18 protein-coding genes are annotated in these 20,220 nt (G+C 36.6%); 5 read left to right on the top strand and 13 right to left on the bottom strand.

The features are described from left to right. Positions 1–13: 13 nt before the first annotated feature. The 12 genes from galU to tviB all read right to left on the bottom strand — a co-directional run bounded on the left by galU (position 14) and on the right by tviB (position 12,644). A complete protein-coding gene (gene galU, locus G8E00_RS00555; protein WP_166221288.1) occupies positions 14–889 on the bottom strand; it encodes a UTP--glucose-1-phosphate uridylyltransferase GalU in 876 nt (291 codons plus the stop codon). A gap of 43 nt (positions 890–932) precedes the next feature. Next, positions 933–1,601, bottom strand: a complete 669-nt coding sequence (locus G8E00_RS00550; RefSeq protein ID WP_196781995.1) for a sugar transferase — start codon at positions 1,599–1,601, stop codon at positions 933–935. Continuing rightward, a complete protein-coding gene (locus G8E00_RS00545) occupies positions 1,585–2,733 on the bottom strand; it encodes a glycosyltransferase family 4 protein (RefSeq protein WP_166008900.1) in 1,149 nt (382 codons plus the stop codon). The genes G8E00_RS00550 and G8E00_RS00545 overlap by 17 nt, the downstream gene beginning before the upstream one ends. Before the next feature lie 33 nt (positions 2,734–2,766). Next, positions 2,767–3,645, bottom strand: coding sequence for a glycosyltransferase family 2 protein (locus G8E00_RS00540; protein WP_166221286.1), 879 nt, complete (start codon positions 3,643–3,645; stop codon positions 2,767–2,769). Continuing rightward, positions 3,642–4,865 (bottom strand): O-antigen ligase family protein, encoded by a 1,224-nt coding sequence (locus G8E00_RS00535; RefSeq protein ID WP_166221284.1) that lies wholly within the window; start codon positions 4,863–4,865, stop codon positions 3,642–3,644. Before G8E00_RS00535 ends, G8E00_RS00540 begins: the two co-directional genes overlap by 4 nt. Before the next feature lie 79 nt (positions 4,866–4,944). Next, a complete protein-coding gene (locus tag G8E00_RS00530; protein ID WP_166221282.1) occupies positions 4,945–6,054 on the bottom strand; it encodes a glycosyltransferase family 4 protein in 1,110 nt (369 codons plus the stop codon). After that, a complete protein-coding gene (locus tag G8E00_RS00525) occupies positions 6,051–7,466 on the bottom strand; it encodes an oligosaccharide flippase family protein (protein WP_166221280.1) in 1,416 nt (471 codons plus the stop codon). Before G8E00_RS00525 ends, G8E00_RS00530 begins: the two co-directional genes overlap by 4 nt. Beyond that, entirely contained in the window at positions 7,459–8,700 is a 1,242-nt protein-coding gene (locus G8E00_RS00520; RefSeq protein ID WP_166221278.1) for a glycosyltransferase, read from the bottom strand. Before G8E00_RS00520 ends, G8E00_RS00525 begins: the two co-directional genes overlap by 8 nt. Then, positions 8,697–9,779 carry a DegT/DnrJ/EryC1/StrS family aminotransferase gene (locus G8E00_RS00515; protein ID WP_166221276.1) on the bottom strand — a complete coding sequence of 361 codons (1,083 nt, stop codon included), beginning with the start codon at positions 9,777–9,779 and terminating at the stop codon, positions 8,697–8,699. The genes G8E00_RS00520 and G8E00_RS00515 overlap by 4 nt, the downstream gene beginning before the upstream one ends. Then, positions 9,779–10,360 carry a UDP-2-acetamido-3-amino-2,3-dideoxy-D-glucuronate N-acetyltransferase gene (gene wbpD / locus G8E00_RS00510; RefSeq protein ID WP_166226338.1) on the bottom strand — a complete coding sequence of 194 codons (582 nt, stop codon included), beginning with the start codon at positions 10,358–10,360 and terminating at the stop codon, positions 9,779–9,781. Before wbpD ends, G8E00_RS00515 begins: the two co-directional genes overlap by 1 nt. A gap of 14 nt (positions 10,361–10,374) precedes the next feature. Continuing rightward, positions 10,375–11,319, bottom strand: coding sequence for a Gfo/Idh/MocA family protein (locus tag G8E00_RS00505; RefSeq protein ID WP_166221274.1), 945 nt, complete (start codon positions 11,317–11,319; stop codon positions 10,375–10,377). 26 nt (positions 11,320–11,345) lie between these two features. Beyond that, positions 11,346–12,644, bottom strand: a complete 1,299-nt coding sequence (gene tviB / locus G8E00_RS00500; protein WP_166008929.1) for a Vi polysaccharide biosynthesis UDP-N-acetylglucosamine C-6 dehydrogenase TviB — start codon at positions 12,642–12,644, stop codon at positions 11,346–11,348. A 531-nt stretch (positions 12,645–13,175) separates the two neighbouring features. On the opposite strand from tviB, the gene G8E00_RS00495 reads away from it, so the two are divergent. The 5 genes from G8E00_RS00495 (at position 13,176) to G8E00_RS00475 (ending at position 18,546) form a co-directional block, all read left to right on the top strand. Continuing rightward, on the top strand, positions 13,176–14,285 hold the full coding sequence (locus tag G8E00_RS00495; protein WP_166008931.1) for a polysaccharide biosynthesis/export family protein: 1,110 nt from the start codon (positions 13,176–13,178) through the stop codon (positions 14,283–14,285). Then, positions 14,285–14,713 (top strand): low molecular weight protein-tyrosine-phosphatase, encoded by a 429-nt coding sequence (locus tag G8E00_RS00490; protein WP_166008933.1) that lies wholly within the window; start codon positions 14,285–14,287, stop codon positions 14,711–14,713. The genes G8E00_RS00495 and G8E00_RS00490 overlap by 1 nt, the downstream gene beginning before the upstream one ends. Before the next feature lie 18 nt (positions 14,714–14,731). After that, positions 14,732–16,918: a polysaccharide biosynthesis tyrosine autokinase gene (locus tag G8E00_RS00485; RefSeq protein ID WP_166221272.1), complete on the top strand. Its 2,187-nt coding sequence runs from the start codon at positions 14,732–14,734 to the stop codon at positions 16,916–16,918. Positions 16,919–17,105: 187 nt separating this feature from the next. Continuing rightward, positions 17,106–17,816, top strand: a complete 711-nt coding sequence (locus G8E00_RS00480) for an FKBP-type peptidyl-prolyl cis-trans isomerase (protein ID WP_166008937.1) — start codon at positions 17,106–17,108, stop codon at positions 17,814–17,816. A 43-nt stretch (positions 17,817–17,859) separates the two neighbouring features. Then, entirely contained in the window at positions 17,860–18,546 is a 687-nt protein-coding gene (locus tag G8E00_RS00475) for an FKBP-type peptidyl-prolyl cis-trans isomerase (protein WP_166008939.1), read from the top strand. Between the two features lie 66 nt (positions 18,547–18,612). Here G8E00_RS00475 and murJ read toward each other — a convergent pair whose 3' ends face one another. Continuing rightward, entirely contained in the window at positions 18,613–20,154 is a 1,542-nt protein-coding gene (murJ, locus tag G8E00_RS00470; RefSeq protein WP_166221270.1) for a murein biosynthesis integral membrane protein MurJ, read from the bottom strand. Positions 20,155–20,220: the final 66 nt, after the last annotated feature.

Below are 20,220 nucleotides of genomic sequence, written 5' to 3'. Positions count from 1 at the left end.
TACCAAAGTTTTGTTAAATATTTAATTCTTTAATCAAGTCTTTAAACGCTACACCTAGTTTAGGATGCTCAAGACCATAATGTAGCACAGCTTTTAAATATCCAATTTTACTACCACAATCGAAAGTTTGACCTTTCATACGATACGCTTCAACTGCCTCAGCGTGTTGCAACATCGCAATTGCATCAGTCAATTGAATTTCATTTCCCGCACCACGTGGTGTCTTTTCCAATAATTGCATAATTTTGGCTGGCAAAATATAGCGACCTACGACCGATAAATTTGATGGCGCAGTACCAACAGCTGGTTTTTCAACAATCCCTTGCATCACAATACTTTCGCCTTCAACAGGGGATGCTTCAACATCAACAATACCATATTGATCGACCAAATGATCAGGTACAGCTTCAACCATAATCTGTGCAGCATTTGAAGCTTCAAAACGGTGGATCATACGTGCTAAATCATTTTCTTCAGAAGCATCTTTCACCAGTACGTCAGGTAATAGCACTGCAAAAGCGTCATCGCCAACAATATCCTTGGCGCAAAGAACTGCATGACCTAAACCTAGCGGTTGAGGCTGACGCACACTCACCACACTAATATGAGAAGGTAAAATTTCAGTAATTTCTTTTAACAGATCAAACTTCTTTTTGCTTTCTAAAGTCGTTTCAAGTTCAAAATTACGATCAAAATAATTTTCAATGGATGCTTTTGAAGCATGTGTCACCAAAATAATTTGTTCAATGCCTGCAGCAACTGCTTCTTTGACGACATACTCAATCGCTGGACGGTCAACCACAGTGACCATTTCTTTTGGAATCGATTTGCTGGCTGGTAAAAAACGAGTACCCAACCCTGCGACTGGAAGAATAGCTTTTTTGATCATAATTTGAATGTCTTAATCTGGAGTTTAAGGCTGTGGATGAAAGTTAAGAGTGTAACGTATCTGACTTTTTCTTTTCATCATTTCCTTCGATTTCTTTAGTATCACTACTCTCAGCATCTTTATCATCGTTGCCTTTGAATAATGAAGGTCCAACATGTCCAGGCGCATTAATGCCTTCTTTATTGGTCATCACGGAAATGGTTTTAAACATGATTTTAAAGTCCACCCAAACTGAATGATTATCAACATACCAAACGTCACATTTAAAGCGTTCTTCATAATCAAGTTCATTACGTCCACTAATCTGAGCCAGACCTGTCATTCCTGGGCGCACTTCTAAACGACGTGCTTGTTCAGGAGAGTAGAGTTCAACGAATTCTTTCAACATTGGTCTTGGGCCTACCACGCTCATATCGCCTTTCAAGACATTAATCAGCTGTGGCATTTCATCTAAACTGGTCGAGCGGAGTTTCTGACCAAAAGGCGTAATGCGATCTTCATCTGGGAGGTGATTGCCATGTTTATCGAAAGCATCTTTCATTGATCTAAATTTGATCATTTTAAAAAGTTTGCCGTCTTTACCTGGCCGCTCTTGCAAAAAGAAGATCGGAGATCCTAAATTTTTACGGACTTTATAAGCAACAATAATAAATATAGGTGAAAGTAAAATTAAAGCTATCGTTGCAATAACAATATCACACAAACGTTTCATTATTACCTAACCCTATGATTTTCATTAAACGTGTATTTACTTTGATCGCATCGAATTTTTCTTGAGCTATGTTCAAGCTTCTTAAACCCATGATGTTGATCGCTTCAGGGTGTTCTATAAAATAACACATTTTCTCTGCCAAGGCCGTTGCGTTCCATCTTGGAACAAGGAAGCCATTTTCACCATCTATCACTGTTTCACGGCAACCCGGTACATCCGTGGTAATCACTGGACGTCCAATTGCCATCGCTTCTTGTGTACTGCGTGGCACCCCCTCTCGATAAGAAGGTAAAACAAAAACACTTGCATTAGAAATCCAACCTTTCACATCAGTGACGTATCCAGGATATTCAAAAAGTTTTTCTTGAATGAATTGATCCAATGTTTCTTGTTTGAGTGCCCCCATATTTTGATGATCGATTTCACCTAAAACGATAAACTTTGCTTCAGGATATTTCGATTTAACAATGCGAATAGCTTCGACAAATTCAAAAATACCTTTTTCTTTCAATAAGCGACCAATAAAAATAAATTTAACAGGATCAGTTTGTGCTTCTGAATATGTATATTCATTCAAATTCAAACCAATCCCACCCAAAATTTGCACTTTTTTGACCTTGATATGATGAGCATCGATTAAATCTTTTGCATCATCAGGATTGAGAAAAATCATTTCATCTAAGCACGGAAAAGCAATTTTATAGAGGAAAGTTTGTATGCTTTTTACCAATTTTGTTTTGGAATTTTGACCTTCAGGTTGATCTGTAAATGTATAACCCAAACCTTCCAACATCCCAATAATTCGCGGTACTTTTGCCATTTTAGCGGCAATCGATCCATAGATTACTGGTTTTGCAAAATATGAAAACACAATATTGGGTTGAATCTGTTTGATTTTATTTATCAATTGGTAAAGAGATTTTAAGTCTGCAAGAGGATTCAATCCACCGCGACTCAATTCATAAGTCACAGGTATAGCACCTACTTGTTTAATTTTAGTTAAACAAGTATCGGTATACTCGGAAGTAAAAGCATAAACTTCATGACCTTCGGCGACCAACAACTTGATGAGGTCAGCACGGAAGCCATAAAAACTCGAACCGGTAGTGCCAATCAGCACGATTTTTTTCATAAAATAAGTTCCAAAATTTCTAAATGTTTGATCCTAATGAGAGAGCCATTTAGAAATTTTTTGATTTAAATCTTCTTTATCAGATTGATCTAAAGAATTGGTTGTTGATCTTCTTTTTAATAAATATTTTTCAAAAGCATCACTATACAAATGACTCACTAAAAAAATTTTAGTCATATTACGTAAGTAGACATAAAAGTATTCGCTAGCAGTAAATTTCTTCTTATGTAAATGAAATATAGCTAAAGTTGTTTTATAAGAATTGACTAACTTAGTTTTACTAATACTACCATCTTCACGATAAAACATCAGCGGCGTCGGCAAAATATGAGTATTAAAGTCATTGTTTAATACCGATCTCAACCACAACTCATAATCCTCTGCGCGATCTGCATTTTCATTGTATTTGTTTTTCAAATACCACGCTTTCTTTGCCAAAATAGAGGGATGACAGATGTAGTAATTGCCATTAAAGAAATCTTTTTTAGTAAATGACTGAATATCAAAGATGCGCTTATCTACAACCTGATTGTTTTTGTCAATTGTATAATATGATGTGCCAAGTACATCGATATCATGTTCAGACATATAACGTATTTGTTGCTCTAAGCGCTCTGGATGCATCAGGTCATCTGCATCCATTCGAGCAATATAATCATATTGAGATAACTCAATCAATTGGTTCAAACGTGCAGGAAGCTTTCGATTCTGACCATCACTAATAACGCGAATTCTTGAATCTTTTTCCGCAAAACGATTGGCAATTTCTAATGATTTATCAGTAGAACCATCATCGATTAAAATAAGTTCCCAATTTTGATAAGTCTGATAAAGTACCGACTGAATCGCATCAGAAAAAAACTTTTCAGCATTATAAAATGGTATCCCAATCGATACATACTTACTCATCATATTTTAGAATCCAACTTTGAAGTCTGATTAACACTGAGATAACAAATCCAACTCGCCATAGCGACCAATAAAAAGTAAACCATATTTCCCATCAGTGATGAAGACACAAATAATGTTGAAAAGCTCACCAATATAAATAATAAATTAACTCTAGACTTCATCACCATTATTGAATACAGCACAAGATAAATAATAAGTCCAATCCAACCCATCCAATAAGCAATTTCTACAATAAATGAATGCGGATTGATAAAAAATAATGGCGAAAAATTAAAACTATGATTCGCAAACTTAAAATAATTTCCTATTGAAACACTTCCAATTCCAATATCTTCAATATGTTGAATAAAATATAAATAAAATGAACTTCGATCTGAAACTGATTCATCAGAATTCATACCATTGACAATCATTGAATTAATTGAATTAATACGATAAACAATTCGATATAATGGATGATCTACATCTACTTCAAGATTTCCAAAAAATACCAATAATACAAATGTACTTAAAACTAAGGAACTAATCGTTATGATTTTTTTATAGGTAAATTGTCCCATAGACAATAGTATTAATGCGAATAAAAACAGGCAAACCCTTGAACCAGTTACGATAAGCAAATAAGCTAAAATGATCCAAATGGAATAACTGATCCATTTTTGTTGATACTTTGAAGTAAATTTATAAATAAATGCCATTAAAATGACCACCACAGAGAGGTCATTTGAATTAAAAAAGGTCCCTGAGATCATCATAATATTTTCATAATCTTCAGTGACTTTAAAATTAAAACCATATAAATAGGCCGCAAATTGACCTAATGTAACTAACAATTGACCAATCGAAAAAAATGCAATCAATTTATTAATAAAACCACAAAATTCTTCATAATTCAGATATCTTTCCAAACAAATTAAGCAAACCACAGAAAATGGAAAACTTAAAATAAAGATCATATACTGTGAGATTAAATAACCTTTATAAGGATTGATATAATAATAAATTAACCCTAAAACTGTAAAACTAAAATAAACAAAAATAATTAACCATTCATTATCTTTAAGATAAAATTTATTCACAATAAAATATAGAAAAACCATTACACATGATAAAATAGGGAGACTATATGAAATAATTCCTGAACTCGTAAAATACGTTAAGAAAAGTGATAACATTAAAAAAATGAAATAACTTTTAAAAATTAAAACAGGTTTAAACATAAGAAAGCTCTAATTTTTACCAATATTTGTATTCGTTAAACTTCTATTTACTGGTGAGTTAAACACCTTAAAATTGAAATTATGTGTTTTTATCTATTGATTCATTTAAATATTCTAGTTCTTTAATAAATTTTTCAAGTAAAATTAATTTTGAAATATAATTTTCTGAACTATCCCGAATAACCGCTTTAGGATATGACATCATTTCATTCGCATAATCAATGATATCATCTATACGTAATTCTCCAAATTTATAAAACTTAAAATCATCTGGAAACATATCTAGATGTCCCGAATAAACAGGGAGTCCAAGGGACAAATATTCTCGCACTTTTAAGGTCGAACCCTCTTTTAAATTCTTACGGTACAATGCAAAAGAACCCAGTGCGATAACACAAGATTGTCCAATTTGAGCAATCGCGTCTGAACTTAAATGACCGTGGCAAATAAATCGTGGATCATTCTGTATTGCAAGTTGATCTGTGTCTGTAATTTTTCCCACCAAATGTACCAAGATATTTTGATGGCTACTCTTTTGTACAGACTCAATCAATAAATCTAAACCGTGCCAATCATAAAAATAACTGGCAACAAAAAGCATTTCTAATGTTTCAGGCTTTCGATGATCTATTATTTCCTTTTTTTCGAAAAAAATACCGTTTGAATATAGTATTGATTTCTTGTCTGGATCATTAATGCGTTGCTTTTCATATTCAATCAGCTCATTGGTCACTGCAACTATACCTGTACAATGTTGAAGTGACTGATTACCTGCTACGGTTTCAACAATACTCAGTATTTTACCTTTTAAACCGTAAGTTCTGAGTTCTTCAATCTCTTTGGTGTGATGCACTAAATAAACAGGTTTCTTTATTCTTTTAAGAAAGCTAAGTTGAAGTGGATCGTAAAGACTATGTCTTAAAACGAAACAGTCTATTTCATCTTGCTGCGACTCTAACCAGTTAAAATAGGCTTTGCGAAATTCAATCCAGCGCAAAATTTTGTTTTTCTTCTTCGGGCGATAAACTTCTAAAATTTCAGAATATTTAGATGCAATTGAAGTATCTTCGGTAAAGATCTTCACTTTATAATCTGCACCGATATCACGCGCTGAAATAGATTCCCCATACATTTGATTTAAGATGCCTGATGATTCTGATTTCATCATAGCCGTATGTAGAAATTTCATGATTTTCTCTTCAAATAATTTGAACAATAGTCTTGGACTTGAGATAACGGTGTTTTAAAAATAACCAGGCCTATGAACAACAATATGATCCATAGGGCATAACGTAAAATATCTGTTAAAAATAAATTGGCAATGCTCACGATCAAAATGAGTAATGTCGCCATATAAATGGATCTAAAATTGAATTCAGGAATGAGCAGTTTAGAAAACTCTGATCGTGCTATATAGAAAACAAAAAATGCCAGAACTGTTGCACAGGCTGCACCTTTCGCGCCAAATAGCGGAACCATGAAATAACATACGGCAATGCTGACCGTCATGGCGATTAATGACGAAAACATCGTAAATACGGTTCTTCTACTCAGTGATATTCCAATGCCTGTGACTTCAGAAACGGTATATAGCAACGGTGCCAATAAACAGGCAGGCAACAGATATTGAATATTGGAATATTGTGCCGGAAAAAAGAATGTCACAATCCAAGAAAACAGCCCTGACAACACCACAATAAAGTAAACAATTGCCACCACGTTGATTGCGATGCTATTGAGCTTATCAAACTCAATACCTTGGGTACTTTGCCATTTATAAACTAAGGGTGCCCAAATCGTATTAAAGATCCCCGCAAATAAGGTTGCGACCGTCGCCACACTCATGGTGACCGAATATATTCCGAGTTCAGACAATGTAGAATAATTTTTTAAAAATAGTCGATCCGCAACACCTAGTCCCCACCCTGCTAAAGAGCTAAATAACAAAGGGAATCCAAAAATAAAGCCTTTACGGAGCACTTCAGTATTGATACGCGATTGCAATGCACTTTTTAATTCATGTCGTGTATTCCAAATATAAACCAAACATGCAGCAATCACTGAAAGCGCGTTAGCGGTCACCAAACTATTGGTGTCTCTGGCAATTTGAAACACCACAACATTGACAATAAAGATCAGAAACAGAATTTTAGGCAAAATTTGGCTCATCGAAAACTGCAACGCTTTTTCTTGCATACGTAAAATCAAGGATAAATATCTTGAAATGACAGCTGCAATAAATGCTAAAACAGTAATTGAAGACAAATAGATGCTATTGATGTCGTATAAATGTGACGAAATAAAATTTGGGAAAATAAGCAATACACCCAACAGTACGATGATGGTCAAAACAATAATCGGGAAGCTTAAGTTTTTTAATAATTCTGCTTTATTTTGACTTTCATGATAATCACGAACATAGGCTTGATCGAGCCCCATGCAAAACAACAAAATACAAAAATTAATATAGATCTGAAAAATTGAGATACGCCCAATATCTTCAGCCGAATAAAACCAAGTAATTAAGGGTAAAGAGATTAAGCTTAATAAGCCTGAACCTACAGGTCCAATGGCATAATTCAGTATAATCCTTTTATTCATCAGCAATCTCGTTTAATTGCTTGATAAAACCTCGATAATTGTGAACACAATTATATTGTTGATACACTAAATCATAACTATTCGAGCGATATTGCTCATAATTTGGAGCGTTATAAACGACATCAATTGCCGATACAAAATCGTCAATATTCGGGCTTGCACTCAGTAAAAATCCTGTTTCGTTCGTTTTCACAAGATCTGGAATACCACCCACTGCAGGTGCAATCGCTGGAATGCCGAAACTCATGGCTTCCATAATAGACACTGGAACGCCTTCGGACAAACTGGAATTGATAAACAGATCGTAGTCGTGTTCAGCCATATGCTGCTTGACTTCGGCATTAGGAAGCAATCCTAAAAAATCCGCCTTAAAGTAAGGATTTTCAAGCATATACTTTTTAGATCTAGCTTTTAATTCATCCAATAATACACCACTACCAACATGCGTCCACGCAATATTTTTTTGATGTTTTAATGAATAACGATGCAAAGCATCGACAATCCGGTCAATACGTTTACCGAAAATGCAACTAGAAATTGACAAAACACGGATGACATTGTCGTCACGTTGATATGATTTTTGCTGTTCTGGAATTTGAACACCAAGCCTCGAAATCGCAAGCTTGTCGATGCTATAACGATAGCGTTCATGAAAATACTGACGTGCAGATTCGGACAAGACAAAGATCTGATTAGCATGTGCATGATATTGTCGTTTTAAAGGCATATAACACTGTGGCCGACGCTCTTCATAGCAGTCAAAACCATGCGTTCTCGAAATTACCTGATGAACAATGCCTTGCTGTTTTAACTCGCAAGATGCATAGAAATCGATGTCATTCCAATAGGTATAAACGAACAACTCACCATCAATTTGTTTAAAGGTCTTCTTTAATTGTTTAATGCGAAGTGTCGTATAGATGACCGCCTTCACCATATTAGTCAGATTTTCGCGGTTAAACTTCTTGTTTTTAATTAAATAAGCCAGTTCACGCCAAAACAATGCATAAAAGAACACAAAAAACAGCATGTATTGTTTTGCCGAGGAAGGAATAGGTGGTCGCTGAATAAGTTGAACTTGTTCAGGATAATGTCTAATTTCTTCGGTCTTGATTTCTGGAATGATATAAACACGATCAAACCCAGTTTCAGCCCAAAACCGTTCTTCAGATTCAATAAATTGCTCTCCTCCCAAATAAGGAAAGCAATACGTTAATATGACGAGATTTTTCATCTACGAATATTAGCCACAATTTCTTGTTGTTGTTGTTCAGTTAAATACGGATGCATTGGCAAACTCATGACACGTTCAGCAATCACATCCCCGATTGGTAAAACTGCATTCACATCTGCAACAGCAGGCTGTTTATTCAATGGAATTGGATAATGCACTGCTGTCGGTATACCTGCTGCTTTCAACTTTTCCTGCAGTTCAGTACGACCGTCAACTTGAATCGTGTACTGTGCCCAAGCACTTTGATTATATTGTTCTATAAACGGTGTAGTTATAATTCCAGCATCATTAAATAATGATGTGTAGATTTCAGCAACACGTTGACGTGCTTGAATTTCTTCATCAAGAATTTCAAGTTTAGGCAATAAAATTGCCGCTTGTAGCGTATCTAAACGGCTGTTCATTCCCACACGAATATGATGATAGCGACGGTCTTGTCCATGACGTGCAATTTGACGAATTACTTTTGCAAGCTCATCATCATTGGTAAAAATTGCCCCGCCATCCCCATAACAACCTAAAGGTTTGCTTGGAAAAAAGCTGGTACATGCAACCGTGGTTAAATTACAACTTTTACGACCTTTATATGTTGCCCCAAAACTTTGTGCAGCATCTTCAATCACTGGAATATTATATTTTGCAGCAATGGCATTAATCGCATCAAAATCAGCACATTGACCATATAGACTCACAGGAATAATGGCCTTAGTACGTGGTGTAATTGCGGCTTCCAATTGCTGAACATCTAAATTATAGGTTTTTGGATCAACATCTACATAAATAGGTTTAGCACCCAAAATCGCCACAGTTTCAGCAGTCGCAATATAGGTAAAACCTGGGGTAATCACCTCATCACCAGGACCGATGCCGAAAGCCATTTGAGCAATTTGCAATGCATCTGTACCGTTTGCACAGGTAACACAGTATTTTGCACCCACATAAGCTGCAAGTTTTTCTTCTAGTTCTTGTACCTCAGGCCCAAGAATATACTGCCCGTGCGTAAGCACCTTTTGTATGCCCGCATCAATTCTATCTTTAAGACGTGCTTGTTGAGCCTTTAAATCAATAAAATCAATCATTATGAGTCCTGCTTTGTCAAAAGTTTGCCATTCAATCGATAGACGGCGCCCGTATGAATACATACAGCTTCCGCATCACCTACAAGTGGCAAATCCAATTGCTCGCCAAAATCACTCATCCAACCAATCTGTTTTGCTGGCACACCCACCATGAGTGCATACGCAGGTACATCTTTATTAATGACAGCACCCGCACCCACAAAGGCATATTCACCAATCGTCACACCACACACAATGGTACAGTTTGCACCTAACGTTGCGCCTTTTTTGACTAAAGTGTTGCGATACTGATCTTTACGCTCAATCAAAGAACGAGGGTTATATACATTTGTGAACACCATACTTGGTCCACAAAATACCCCCTCTTCCAAGGTCACATTGTCATAGACAGAGACGTTGTTTTGGATCTTGCAATGGTCTCCAATCAAAACTTTATTACCCACAAAAACGTTTTGACCTAAAGAGACTCCCTGACCAATCTTAGCTCCACCACAGACGTGGACAAAATGCCAGACACGAGAGTTCTCACCAATTTGAGCACCCTCATCGACAATTGCACTTTCATGTTGATAAAAACCCATCATGCACTTCCTTATTATTTTACTTTAGACAATAAAGGATGCGGATTTGTCGGATTCTCAACTAAAGGAGCTACACGAATCACTTCAACCGTTTCAATAGCCGCGCGGTTTTCTTCTACACCATAACCATTACCCGCTAGAATACGTTGATAACTTTGGGTGTGAAGATCGGTAAAGCCACCTGAAAATTCAAGTTCTTCATTTTCAATGGTAATGCTACGGTAAGTCAGTTTTTCACCTTTTACTGCATTCGATGGCAAATTATTTGCATCTATGGACAAGAACCAACGTACACGTGCACGCTCATATTCCAAATAGCCTGAAGCTGTTTTTTCATCACGGTAATGCACTTCATTTTTAACAATTTTACCGAAAATAAAATGCAGCATGTCGTAGAAATGCACACCAATATTGGTTGCGACACCACCAGATTTGTTATCTACACCCTTCCATGATTTTAAGTACCACTTACCACGTGACGTTAGATACGTTAAATCCACATCAAAAATTTTATCTGCAGGTGCGGCTTGAACTTTATCGCGCAATGCAATAATCGATGGATGTAAACGCAATTGAAGAATCGAGTTTACTTTTGCACCATATTGCTTTTCATACTCAGACAAAAGATTTAAATCTTTTGAACTTAAAACCAATGGCTTTTCACAAATCACATCAATGCCATTTTTTAACGCATATTTCATGTGTGGCGCATGCAAATAATTTGGTGAACAAATGGCTACGTAATCGAGTTTTTCACCTTTTAATTTTTGGTCTTCGACATAAGCTTCAAACTCTTCAAACTCAGTGAAAAACTCAGCTTCAGGGAAATGGCTATCCATAATCCCAACTGAGTCATTCACATCCATTGCAACAGCAAGTGTATTGCCTGTTTCTTTGATCGCTTTTAGATGACGAGGTGCGATATAACCAGCAGCGCCAATCAGTGCAAATTTTTTCATTCTATAAACTTCTTTCAAATATTTAATTAGAGTCTAAAAACTGTGAATCCGTTGTCCATCATTTCTTGACGATCAAACAAACTTTTCACATCAGCAAGTACAGGTTTATTACCACGCACTAGACCACGCAATTCGGCTGCGGAAAGACGACGAAATTCATTGTGACCAACTGCAACGACAATACTGTCTACTTGATTTGAAGCATCAATTAAACCTAGCTCAATGCCATATTCATGTTTGACTTCATCTTTGTCTGCCCAAGGATCGTAAACCACTACCTTGACGCCCCATTGCTTAAACTCAGCAATGACATCAGCAATTTTACTGTTACGAATATCTGGACAGTTTTCTTTAAAGGTCACACCCAAGACACCAACTGTTGCTGTTGTGACATCAATACCATTTTTGACCATATGTTTAATCGTAGATTGTGCTACATATTGAGCCATATTGTCATTGATACGTCGTCCAGCCAAAATCACTTGTGGGTTGTAACCCACTTCTTCAGCTTTATGAGTCAAGTAATACGGATCGACACCAATACAGTGTCCACCGACTAAACCAGGACGGAATGGTAAAAAGTTCCATTTACTTCCAGCAGCTTCTAAAACATCAAGCGTATCGACACCCAAGCGATCAAAAATCACCGAAAGCTCGTTCACTAAAGCAATGTTCAAATCACGCTGCGTGTTTTCAATCACTTTCGCTGCCTCAGCAACTTTAATGCTTGTCGCTTTATGCGTACCCGCAGTAATGATGCTTCCATAGACTTGATCGACCAAATCAGCAATTTCAGGTGTACTACCACTGGTGATTTTTTTGATTTTTGTCAAGGTATTGACCTTGTCACCTGGGTTAATACGCTCAGGACTATACCCTGCAAAAAAATCAGTATTAAATGTTAATCCCGATTTTTGTTCGATGATCGGAATACAAACTTCTTCTGTTGCGCCTGGATAAACAGTTGATTCATAAACAACAACATCACCTCGCGAAATAACCTGACCAATGGTTTCACTGGCTTTACGAAGTGGTGTTAAATCAGGTCTGTTTGCCTCATCAATAGGGGTTGGAACCGTCACAATAAAAAAATTACAGTTTTTTAATTCTTGTAAATCTGATGAATAATGTAAATTTATTGCTTTTTTTAACTCTTCTGGAGAGACCTCAAGTGTGCGATCTTGTCCTGACTTTAATTCTTCCACACGGCTTTGATGAATATCAAAGCCGATGACTGGATATTTTTTTCCAAACTCAACTGCTAAAGGTAATCCAACGTAACCCAACCCGATAATTCCAATTTTTAATTCACTAAGCTGTAACATTCGTACCTAAGCCTTATCTTATACAGTTTATAAATGCGATCTAATAAGTCAGCAATTTAATAATATAGCAGAAAATCTTATTTTATATTTAAAATTCATTAATTTTATTTCAAAAAAACAGTTCAATATTTCATAATAGTGTATTAATATTTTGATTAATAATTATTTAATCATAATCACAAAAACTACACTTTTTACTTTGAATATAATAATTTTACACAGAACTCACAATTTAATTAAACCAATAAAATCAGACCAATTATGTAGGTTTAATATAAAAGCACTTATTTAAAAAGATATAAATTGCATAAATGTTACACCAATATTTATTTACAAGTTTTATACAAAATTAATATTAAAATCACCAAACACCCATATTTATTTTATAAGTAATGTGTTTAGTTTATTTCCCTTGACTGTATGTAATACATTTTAGCGTTATATATTTTATTTTGAAACTATTATATACTTGTTAAATAATTATGATTTAACATATTTAAAATATTGGAATTATTAAAAATAGGAATTTTAGTGAGATCGCATAAATTTCAATTACTTATCATTATAAGTTTACTCAATTCTTCTTGTGCTATTACATCGGGGTTACAAACTTATGATTTACCTAAAGAAGGTAATTTTCAAACCGATCTAGGTACAAATGCTAGTGTAATCAAGCTGACACAAGAGACTATGCCTTCTATTCAAGTTGCTGATATGAATTCTCGGCAGGATTTCGCTCACCTTTTCCAAAGTAAGCATAAAAGCTACACACTTACGCCAGGTGATATTTTATCAATATACTTATGGGCATACCCTGAAATCACTCCACCAACCAATACGATTGGGATTAATAATGTTGAAACAGCCCAATCGGTCGGTTATCAAATTGATCAAAATGGGTATATCGACTTTCCAATTATCGGTCGAGTTAAAGTTTCAGGAAAAACCGTTCATCAAGTAAACCGAGATATAAAAAGTCAACTTGCACGTTATTTAAAAACGCCTGATGTGATTGTTCGTGTGCTTTCATACCAAGGGCAACGTTACTCAGTACAAGGTAATGTGATGAAGGGCGGTCAGTACACTTTAAACGATCAACCGACAAGTGTTTATACCGCTTTAGGTCTTGCAGGGGGTGTAAATACCCAATTAGGAAATAGTGCTTCCATTACCCTTGTTCGCCAAGGCAGATCTTATGAACTGAATAACATTGAGTTGGAGAAGCTTGGTTTCTCGTTACATAATTTACTGATACAACCGAATGACACGATTTACGTCAATAATCGTGAAAATCAGAAAATTTATGTGATGGGTGAAGCGACCAAAAACCAATCCTTCCCTCTACGTGACCAAGGCATGTCCTTGAGCGATGTTTTGGGTGAAAGCTTAGGTCTCAACCCTAACTCAGCAAACAAAAGTAAAATCTATGTCGTACGCACCAATCCAGTAGATCGGACAACCCAGATCTATCACTTAAATCTGAAGAGTATTGGTGATTTTGGGCTTGCAAACCAATTCAATATGCGAAGTAACGATATTGTGTATGTGGATGCAACAGGCTTAACGCGTTGGCAGCGTGTCGTCAACCAAGTTATTCCATTCTCAAGTTTCCTTTACAACTTTGATCGTTTAGGTCAGTAATGAAGATTGGGAATATTTTAGTGGTATGTGTCGGAAATATTTGCCGTAGTCCTATGGCTGAATATTTTCTTAGGCAAAAATACCCACATTTGCATATTGAATCTGCGGGTATATCCGCTTTAGTGGGGCATCCAGCAGACCAAAAAGCAATAACAGCCATGTCACGTTATAACATTGAGCTAAAAAATCACGTGGCGAAGCAACTAACTGCTGACTTAATACGTCAGGCAGATTTAGTTTTAGTCATGAGCCAAAATCAACTAAAACATATAGAACAAAAATGGTCTTTTTCTACCGGTAAAACCTTTAGATTGGGCCACTGGCAAAATAAAAATGTCGCTGATCCTTTTCAACATGAACAATTGGTCTTTGATGAAGCGTGTACGTTAATTCAAAGCTGTATTGCAGATTGGCAACCCTATATTTAACCTTTAGATATAACGATTATGAACCAAAATACCGAAACTCATGCTGAAGATGCAGTTGACCTGAAAGAGCTACTATTTTCATTAATTGCTCAATGGAAACTGATTTCCTTGTGCATCATTTTAAGTATGATCTGCGCATTGTTGTATTTAAAAACTACACCTAATATTTACGCTGTTGATGCACTTGTTCAGGTTGAAGAAAATAAAGGGGCATCTGCTGCGCTTTTAGGCGAGCTGTCTACGGTCATCGAGCAAAAACAACCGTCTCAAGCCGAGATTGAGATTCTTAAATCTCGCTTAGTCCTTGGCCAAGTGATTAAAGCACTCAATCTGAATATTGTGATTACTGGTGATAAAAATTCTTTTTTTAATCGTCTCATCGATAAAAACCCATATGAAACTGAATATCAGTTTAAATCAGTAGTCTTTACAGATGATCAAAAATCATTTGATATTCGCGAATTCGAAATACCTTCAAAATATTTAGATCAAACCTTAACCTTACAATTCAATGATACTGAATTTAATTTAATTGACCCAGAAACTGATAAAGTTATTGTTTCGGGTAAATTGAACCATAAATTCCAAACTGTAAATGAATATGGCACTTGGAAAATGGCCATTTTCAGCTCAAATCCATTAAACGGTGAATATCAAATTACCAGTCAATCCATGCCTGAAGCGATCAAATCTGTGCTGATGAATTATTCAGTGATTGAACGAGGAAAATTGACTGGTGTTTTAGGTTTAACTTATCAAGGTACAGATAAAGAACATATCACCAAAGTACTGAATGCGATTTTGATTGCTTATAGTCAACAAAACATTGAACGTCGTTCAGCTGAAACGGCACAAACTTTAAAATTCCTTGATGAGCAACTCCCAGAACTCAAGCAACAGCTGGATCTGGCAGAACGTGAATTTAACAAGTTCCGTCAAGAATTTAATACCGTCGATGTCACCAAAGAATCCGAACTGTATTTATCGCAAAGTATTACGCTTGAAACCTCAAAAGTAGAAATTGAGCAAAAACTTGCGGAGATGTCAGAAAAATATACCAATGAACATCCTGTTATGAAACAAATGGTGGCTCAATTGGCGGTCATCAATGGCAAAATTGCTGCTTTGAACGATACTCTTAAAGGTTTGCCTGATTTACAACGTCGTTACTTACAACTGTTTCGTGAAGTCGAAGTGAAACAACAACTTTATACTGCCTTACTTAACTCTTACCAACAGCTTCGTATTGCTAAAGCGGGTGAGATTGGTAACGTTCGTATTGTGGATAATGCTGTTGAACCTGTAAATGCGATTAAACCGCAAAAATTGATGATCCTATTGCTTTCGATCTTTATTGGCGGTTTCATTGGTGTGCTTGCAGCACTACTGCGTAACATCTTACGTTCTGGGATTAAAGACGTTAGCCAAATTGAAAATACATTTGCATTGCCTGTTTACTCAACAGTACCGCGTTCACTTGTGCAAGAAAGTCGAATTAAAGCCTTTAAGAAGAAAAAACATATTCCTATTTTAGCGCTACAAAATTCAGATGATGTTGCCATTGAGAGCTTGCGCAGTATGCGTACCGCAATTCAATTTGCGCTCACTACAGCAAAAAACAATATCATTATGGTGTCAGGCCCAGCACCTGAGGTAGGGAAATCATTTATCTCGACCAACCTTGCGGTGATCCTGTCTCAAAGTGATAAAAAAGTCTTGGTGATCGATGCCGACTTACGTCGTGGTTATCTACATAAGTATTTCAATAAAGATAACCAAAAAGGTTTATCGAATTACTTAAATGGACAATTAGAATTGACCTCGATCATTCAATCGACGGAAGTCCCTAATCTTTCTGTGATTACACGTGGTAAGAGTCCTGCGAATCCATCAGAGTTACTGGGTACTCAAAAATTCACAGATATGTTAGCTAAACTTTCTGAGATATACGATCACATCCTGATAGATACTCCACCTGTCCTTGCTGTGACTGATGGTGTGATTATCGCGCAACACGCCGGAGTAAATTTGGTTATCGCTCGTTATGCTAAAACACATATGAAAGAGTTAGAGCTTGTGTTGAATCGTTTTGAGCAAGCCAGTGTTAAAGTCAACGGCTTTATCCTCAACGATATCCAACGTGTAAATCGTGGATATGGCTATGGATACAGTTATGCCTACAAATCATCAAAACAAGATGATTAGACTTAAAATTTAATTTTTTAAAATCAAAAAAAAGTCAGACAATCGTCTGGCTTTTTTTCCAGATGTCTATTTTTCGTTGATTTGATTTAATTGCTATATCGTTTCTGAAGAAGACGTTATATGCTAAGGGTGTCAAGCTATAAACAAAAAATTAGCTCTATTTTAGATTAAGAAATTGGGAATCCTCATGAGTAAAGCCTTACCCATCGCTATTGCCGTTATTTTAGGCGGAGCTGCACTTGTACCTATTTATTATGCGACGCAACACCCTGCTGATGCATCCAAAAGCGAATTAAAAAAAGATGCAAAGCCTGTTGAAAAAATTAGTTATGCATTAGGTTATGAAGTTGCAAGCCAAACACCACCAGAAGTGGATGTTAATGCTTTTATTACTGGTATTCGTCAAGCACATGCGAAGAAACCACGTGCCTATACTGATGAAGAGCTACAAGCAGCATATCTAGAATTCCAAAAAGAAATGCAGAAAAAACAAGAAACTGATGCAAAAGCGATTACAGCATCAAGCGACACTTTCTTAACTGAAAATGCCAAAAAAGCTGGTGTTACCACGACTAAATCTGGCTTACAGTACAAAGTGACTCAAGCAGGTACGGGACAACAACCTAAAGCAGATTCTGTAGTAAAAGTTCACTACACAGGAAAGCTTTTAGATGGCAAAGTGTTTGATAGCTCTGTTGAACGTGGTGAACCTATCGAATTCCCACTCAATCAGGTGATTCCTGGTTGGACTGAAGGTCTTCAGCTGATGAAGGAAGGTGGTAAAGCGACGCTTTATATCCCTGCCAATTTAGCATATGGTGAACAAGGTGTTCCTGGCACAATTCCACCAAACAGTACTTTAATTTTTGATGTTGAACTGATTAAAGTAGTGAAATAAATAAAATAAGGAGAGCTTTAGCTCTCCTTTTTGGATCCTGATGATGAAAAAAATATTAATCGCAACAACGATCGCTGCTTTAACATCAACCAGTTTCGCAGCAACAGTAAGCAACAAAAGCCCTCAAAAAGATCAGCTAGGCTATAGCTATGGCTATGTGATGGGGCGTACAAATGCAGAAACATTAAAAGAAATTAATTTAGATGCATTTATCAATGGATTGAAACAAGGCTACACAGGCCAAAAATCCGACTTAAGTGATGAAGACATGGCCAAAGCTCTGTCTCAGTACAAAAAACAAAATGATGCAAAACAACTTGAAGCCTTCAAAAAAGTTGCTGCTGAAAATTTAGAAGCTGGTCGAGTATTCTTAGAGAAAAATGCTAAACAAGCTGGCATCGTGACTCGTCCAAGTGGATTACAGTATCAAGTGTTGAAAGCAGGTAATGGCAAAACTCCATCTGCAAAATCAAAAGTCAAAGTAGATTATGAAGGTCGTTTACTTGACGGTACAGTTTTTGACAGTTCAATTGCACGTAACCAACCTGTAGAGTTTCAAGTCAGCCAAGTGATTCCTGGTTGGACTGAAGGCTTACAACTCATGAAGGAAGGCTCAAAATATCGTTTGTTTATTCCTGCCAAATTGGCATATGGCGAAATGGGTTCTGGTGACTCAATTGCACCGAACAGCACGCTGATTTTTGATGTTGAATTATTAAAAGTTCAATAATCCATTTCAAGAAAAAACCGCATCCATGATGCGGTTTTTTTATGCAGAAATTTATTCATAAACAATTCAATGTTTAAGATGTCGAGGTCTAAATCCAGAGCCTAATAGACCGATTGCATAAGCAATCACACCAACAACACATAAAACCACCACTTCAATAATTCGCATCCATGGTGCAACAGTGCCATCGTACCAAGTTAAGCCATACCACAATGCGAGGATCATCACGACATTACCCACCGCATATTGAAGTGCTAACTTTTTCCAATGTGCGCCAAACTTAAAGATATCGCGTGTATGTAAGTAATAATACAACATGCCTGCATTGACCAATGCAGAACCAGAGGATGCAATCGCCAAAGCCATGTGCTTTTCTTGCCATCCAATTAGATGAAAAACACCCAATAACGCCACATTAATCATGGCATTGGCTGCGACCGCCATCAACCCAACACGAACTGGGGTTTTGGTATCTTGAATCGCATAAAAACCTGGGGCAAAAACCTTAATCAACATAAAGGCCAAGACACCGCCACTCATACATTGCAAAGCCAATGCCGTCATTTGAGTATCACGCAGGTCAAATTCACCATGTTGAAACAATGCTTGAATAATAGGGGTCGACAACATAAACAGCGCAATACTGGCAGGCACACCAGCAAAGACAATCACACGAGCTGCCCAGTCGAGCATTTGCTTAAATTTATTCACATCTTGCTCTGCTTGACGCGAAGACAAGGCTGGTAAAATCACCGTACCAATTGCCACGCCAATCAGCCCTAAAGGCAGTTCAGTCATCCGTTCAGCGGTATACAGCCATGACACCGAGCCCGTCTGCATAAATGAAGCCCAAATGGTGTTAAGCAATAAATTAATCTGTGTCACTGAGACACCAAATAATGCTGGTAGCATCAATTTTAAGATTCGATCAACACCCTCATGTTTAAAATCGACCTTTGGTGGTATCAGTAATTTTTTCTTCCATAGCTCAGGAATTTGCAGTGCCAATTGCAATATCCCTGCAACCACCACAGCCCAACCGAGAGCCATAATCGGTTCTGCCATATACGGAGTCAGCCACCACGCCCCTGCGATCATCGCGATATTGAGTAAAACAGGTGCAAATGCAGGTGTGGTGAATGACCCATAACTATTTAAGATACTGCTGGCAAAAGCCGTCAGTGACATAAATAAAAGATAAGGAATGGTTAACCGAAATAAATCTACAGCCAAATCAAATTTAACAGGATCACCATGAAAACCTGGTGCATACATATATAAAATCACGGGGGCGATGACCATACAGACCAAAGTAAGCAAGCTCATAACCGTCAATAGACAGCCAAAAACTCGACTAATGAGAATCTGCACTTCAGCATGTAATTTTGTGGTTTTATATTCAGTTAAAACTGGAATAAAAGCTTGAGAAAAAGCCCCTTCGGCAAATAACCTTCGGAAAAAATTGGGAATACGAAAGGCCACTAAAAAAGTATCTAACTCTTTTCCAGCACCAAAAACATTCATCAAAACAACATCACGCGCAAGCCCTAAAAATCGCGATAACATCGTCATTGCACTGACAATAAAGGTGGATCGCCAAAGCGCCATCGTTATTCACCAAACTAAAAGAATGAAGCTATTGTAATGAAACTTCGATCAAATTTCGTTGTTTAA

It is taken from the genome of Acinetobacter shaoyimingii, assembly GCF_011578045.1.
Lineage (GTDB): Bacteria > Pseudomonadota > Gammaproteobacteria > Pseudomonadales > Moraxellaceae > Acinetobacter > Acinetobacter shaoyimingii.
The sequence above is the reverse complement of the archived record's forward strand: the minus strand, read 5'-3'. Positions and strand labels throughout refer to the sequence as shown.

Bases quoted from the DNA above. Each gene is read 5' to 3' on its own strand.
- galU (WP_166221288.1), bottom strand. From the start codon at position 889: ATGATCAAAAAAGCTATTCTTCCAGTCGCAGGGTTGGGTACTCGTTTT.
- G8E00_RS00550 (WP_196781995.1), bottom strand. From the start codon at position 1,601: ATGAAACGTTTGTGTGATATTGTTATTGCAACGATAGCTTTAATTTTA.
- G8E00_RS00545 (WP_166008900.1), bottom strand. From the start codon at position 2,733: ATGAAAAAAATCGTGCTGATTGGCACTACCGGTTCGAGTTTTTATGGC.
- G8E00_RS00540 (WP_166221286.1), bottom strand. From the start codon at position 3,645: ATGATGAGTAAGTATGTATCGATTGGGATACCATTTTATAATGCTGAA.
- G8E00_RS00535 (WP_166221284.1), bottom strand. From the start codon at position 4,865: ATGTTTAAACCTGTTTTAATTTTTAAAAGTTATTTCATTTTTTTAATG.
- G8E00_RS00530 (WP_166221282.1), bottom strand. From the start codon at position 6,054: ATGAAATTTCTACATACGGCTATGATGAAATCAGAATCATCAGGCATC.
- G8E00_RS00525 (WP_166221280.1), bottom strand. From the start codon at position 7,466: ATGAATAAAAGGATTATACTGAATTATGCCATTGGACCTGTAGGTTCA.
- G8E00_RS00520 (WP_166221278.1), bottom strand. From the start codon at position 8,700: ATGAAAAATCTCGTCATATTAACGTATTGCTTTCCTTATTTGGGAGGA.
- G8E00_RS00515 (WP_166221276.1), bottom strand. From the start codon at position 9,779: ATGATTGATTTTATTGATTTAAAGGCTCAACAAGCACGTCTTAAAGAT.
- wbpD (WP_166226338.1), bottom strand. From the start codon at position 10,360: ATGGGTTTTTATCAACATGAAAGTGCAATTGTCGATGAGGGTGCTCAA.
- G8E00_RS00505 (WP_166221274.1), bottom strand. From the start codon at position 11,319: ATGAAAAAATTTGCACTGATTGGCGCTGCTGGTTATATCGCACCTCGT.
- tviB (WP_166008929.1), bottom strand. From the start codon at position 12,644: ATGTTACAGCTTAGTGAATTAAAAATTGGAATTATCGGGTTGGGTTAC.
- G8E00_RS00490 (WP_166008933.1), top strand. From the start codon at position 14,285: ATGAAGATTGGGAATATTTTAGTGGTATGTGTCGGAAATATTTGCCGT.
- G8E00_RS00485 (WP_166221272.1), top strand. From the start codon at position 14,732: ATGAACCAAAATACCGAAACTCATGCTGAAGATGCAGTTGACCTGAAA.
- G8E00_RS00480 (WP_166008937.1), top strand. From the start codon at position 17,106: ATGAGTAAAGCCTTACCCATCGCTATTGCCGTTATTTTAGGCGGAGCT.
- G8E00_RS00475 (WP_166008939.1), top strand. From the start codon at position 17,860: ATGAAAAAAATATTAATCGCAACAACGATCGCTGCTTTAACATCAACC.
- murJ (WP_166221270.1), bottom strand. From the start codon at position 20,154: ATGGCGCTTTGGCGATCCACCTTTATTGTCAGTGCAATGACGATGTTA.